The 2,866-nt window shown below is 52.1% G+C and carries 3 protein-coding genes; all 3 read right to left on the minus strand.

Translation table 11 applies throughout. The annotated features are described in order from the left end of the window. Positions 1 to 2,076, minus strand: a 2,076-nt coding sequence (locus H6F80_RS22985; RefSeq protein WP_190793855.1) for a hybrid sensor histidine kinase/response regulator, incomplete at its 3' end; no start/stop codon positions are given. A gap of 13 nt (positions 2,077 to 2,089) precedes the next feature. Then, entirely contained in the window at positions 2,090 to 2,653 is a 564-nt protein-coding gene (locus H6F80_RS22990; protein WP_190793856.1) for a chemotaxis protein CheB, read from the minus strand. Further along, positions 2,653 to 2,866, minus strand: a 214-nt coding sequence (locus tag H6F80_RS22995) for a CheR family methyltransferase (RefSeq protein WP_277879262.1), incomplete at its 5' end; no start/stop codon positions are given. The genes H6F80_RS22990 and H6F80_RS22995, both read right to left, overlap by 1 nt.

Below are 2,866 nucleotides of genomic sequence, written 5' to 3' on the forward strand. Positions count from 1 at the left end.
GGGGTCGATCGGCTTTGAAAGGTGCTGCTGAAATCCGGCAGAGAGAATTTGGGTGCGGTCTTCGATTCTAGAATAGGCAGTCAGGGCAATGGCAGGAATGGCAGAACCGCGAGTGCGAACTTGTTGAATCAGAGAGTAGCCGTCCTGTTCCGGCATCCCAATATCGCTGATCAGCAAATCGGGTTCGGCAGCGTTGAGCGCAGTCAGGGCAGTTTCGACGGAATCGGCAGTTGTAACGTTCGCGCCCGCTTCCCTTAGCAGAAAGGTGAGGAACTGACGGGCATCTGGCTCATCGTCTACAACCAGCACTTTTAAGCCGTCCAGTCGGGAAGGAGCCGATTGGCTCTCAGTTTCCCCAAAAGCCGATCGCCCCGCTGGAGAGCCAGGGGAAGTGGACTGAAGCAGGGGAAGCCGCACCGTAAACTTCGCACCCTGATTTTCGCCGAGACTGTCTACCTCGATCGTGCCGTGATGCTGTTCGACCAGATGTCGCACGATTGCCAAGCCCAGCCCCAATCCGCTGTGAGATCGGGTGGTGGTGCTGTCTGCCTGCCGGAACCGCTCAAACACATAGGGCAAAAACTCTGCACTGATGCCCACTCCGGTATCGATCACCTCGATCACGGCACAGCGATCGGACTCAAAGAAGACTTTTGCCTTTGAACTCGGAATCTGAAGGGTTTGCTTCAGACGGTCAGGAAGCAGTTCGACTGCCAGCCGCAGGGTAACTTCTCCCTTCTCAGGCGTGAATTTCACTGCGTTAGTAAGCAAATTCCAGATAATCTGCTGGAGCCGTATCGAGTCGCCCCAGACCTGAGTGGCGGTGGTTTCAAATTGGGGAATAAGCGCGATCGACTTTGAGGCGGCAACAGGCTGAACAGAGTTTAGGGCGGCTTCTGCGATCGGCTTGAGCAGGGTTGGAACACAGTTAAGCTGAAGTTTGCCGCGAATAATTCGCGAAACGTCGAGAATGTCATCAATGAGCTGTGCCTGCGAGGTGGCGTTGCGCTCGATGATTTCTAGGGCGCGATGCGTGATTGATTCGTCGTATTTGCGTGTGCGAAGCAACTTTGACCAGCCCAGCATGGCATTCAGCGGAGTTCGCAGTTCGTGGGACAAAATGGCGAGAAACTCATCTTTCATTCGGTTACTAGCTTCAGCTTCCTGACGGGCTGCCTGCTCACGAATGATTTGTGCCTGGATGGCTTCTGCCTGCTTTTGGTCGGTAATGTCTTCGATCGTCCCCACATAGCCGATCATCTCTCCCTGATCTGACAGGAGAGGAGCAGAGCGTACATAGCCCCAGCGCGCGGTGGTTTCAGCAGCCCGACCTGATTGATCCACTTGATGTTGATCCGCTTGATAATGATCGGGATGAGTCGTCTGAAATCGGAACTGTTCCGTATATTCCTCTGGCTCTTGCAGATGCATCGTCCAGCTTGCCGCAACCCGTTCGCGATCGTCAGGATGAACTGTCGGAAGCCAGCCCTGCTCCAAAGAAGCTGCCTCACTCAAGCCGCAGATATCTCGAAAACGCGGATTGGCATAGGTGCAGCGTCCTGCGGTGTCAGTGATAAACACACCCACAGGCGAACAGGTACTCAGCAAGCGAAACCGTTCTTCAGTTACCCGCAGCTCCGCATTCATGACTTTAAGCCGTTCGGTCTGCTGTCGCAGTGCTTCTGTTTTTTTGAACAGATCGACAAAGACTGCCACTTTAGAATTGAGAATTGCCGGATCGATCGGCTTAATCAGGTAATCGACCGCGCCCAGCGCATAACCCTTGAACATAAACTGCTCGTTGTTGCTAAATGCCGTCAGAAAGATAATCGGCGTTTGGCGCGATCGGGTACGGTTGCGAATCAGTGTCGCGGTCTCAAACCCATCCAGATCAGGCATCTGGACATCGAGCAAAATGACGGCAAAATCTTGATTGAGCAAACAGCGCAATGCCTCTGCCCCAGAGTGCGCCCGTACCAGATTTTCTCCTAAAGGCTCTAACAACGCCTCCAGTGCCAGCAGATTTTCCGGCTGATCATCAACAAGCAAAATGTTTACGCTGGACTCAAGCGGCATAGCTTAGCTCGGGTTAAGAATCGCAGAGGCGAACGAGACAGGGAGCAATTTGCTCAAGGGGTAAGATCCAGTCTACCGAAACAGAGGCAATCGCAGCTTTGGGCATAATTGAGCTTGCGGCAGTTTGCGGGTCTTGCACAACGGTCACACCCCCCTTGGCTTTCACTTGTACTAAACCTCTTGCACCGTCCTGATTCGCACCCGTCATCACTACGCCAATTAAGTCACGGTGATAAACCTCTGCCGCAGACTCGAACAACACATCGATCGACGGACGGGCATAAGAGACAGGATCATCAGTTGACAGGGAAAAGTGTCCGGGTTCGACGAGCAAATGATAGTCCGCAGGCGCGAGGTAGATCTGTCCAGGCTGGATTTCGTCTTTGTCTTCAACTTCCCGAATCAACAAGGAAACATACTGCTGCAAATAGCAACTCAAGGTATAGTCTGACTCCTTATGACGATGCTGCACGATCGCAACGGGTACTGAAAAGTCTCCTGGTAAACTTCCTAACACAGTTCGTAGTGCGGATAATCCCCCCAAAGAAGTACCCATGACGATCAGCCCCGCCGTCATTAATTCCGCCTCCGGTATAGTTTCTGCCCCTGGGCAACTTCTTCATAATCTGCCTCATGGGGGGTAAAACGAATTGATTCCTGTTTGCCCAAGCCTAAGATGCCAAACTTACACAAGCTGTTATAAAAAAGCTGATGCACCTGCTGCTGAAGAGTGGAATTAAAATAGATTAAAACATTGCGGCACAAAATGACATTAAATTCATTAAACGAT

Origin of the sequence: Leptolyngbya sp. FACHB-711 (genome assembly GCF_014695615.1) — a bacterium.
In the GTDB taxonomy this organism is placed as follows: Bacteria; Cyanobacteriota; Cyanobacteriia; order Elainellales; family Elainellaceae; genus Leptolyngbya_A.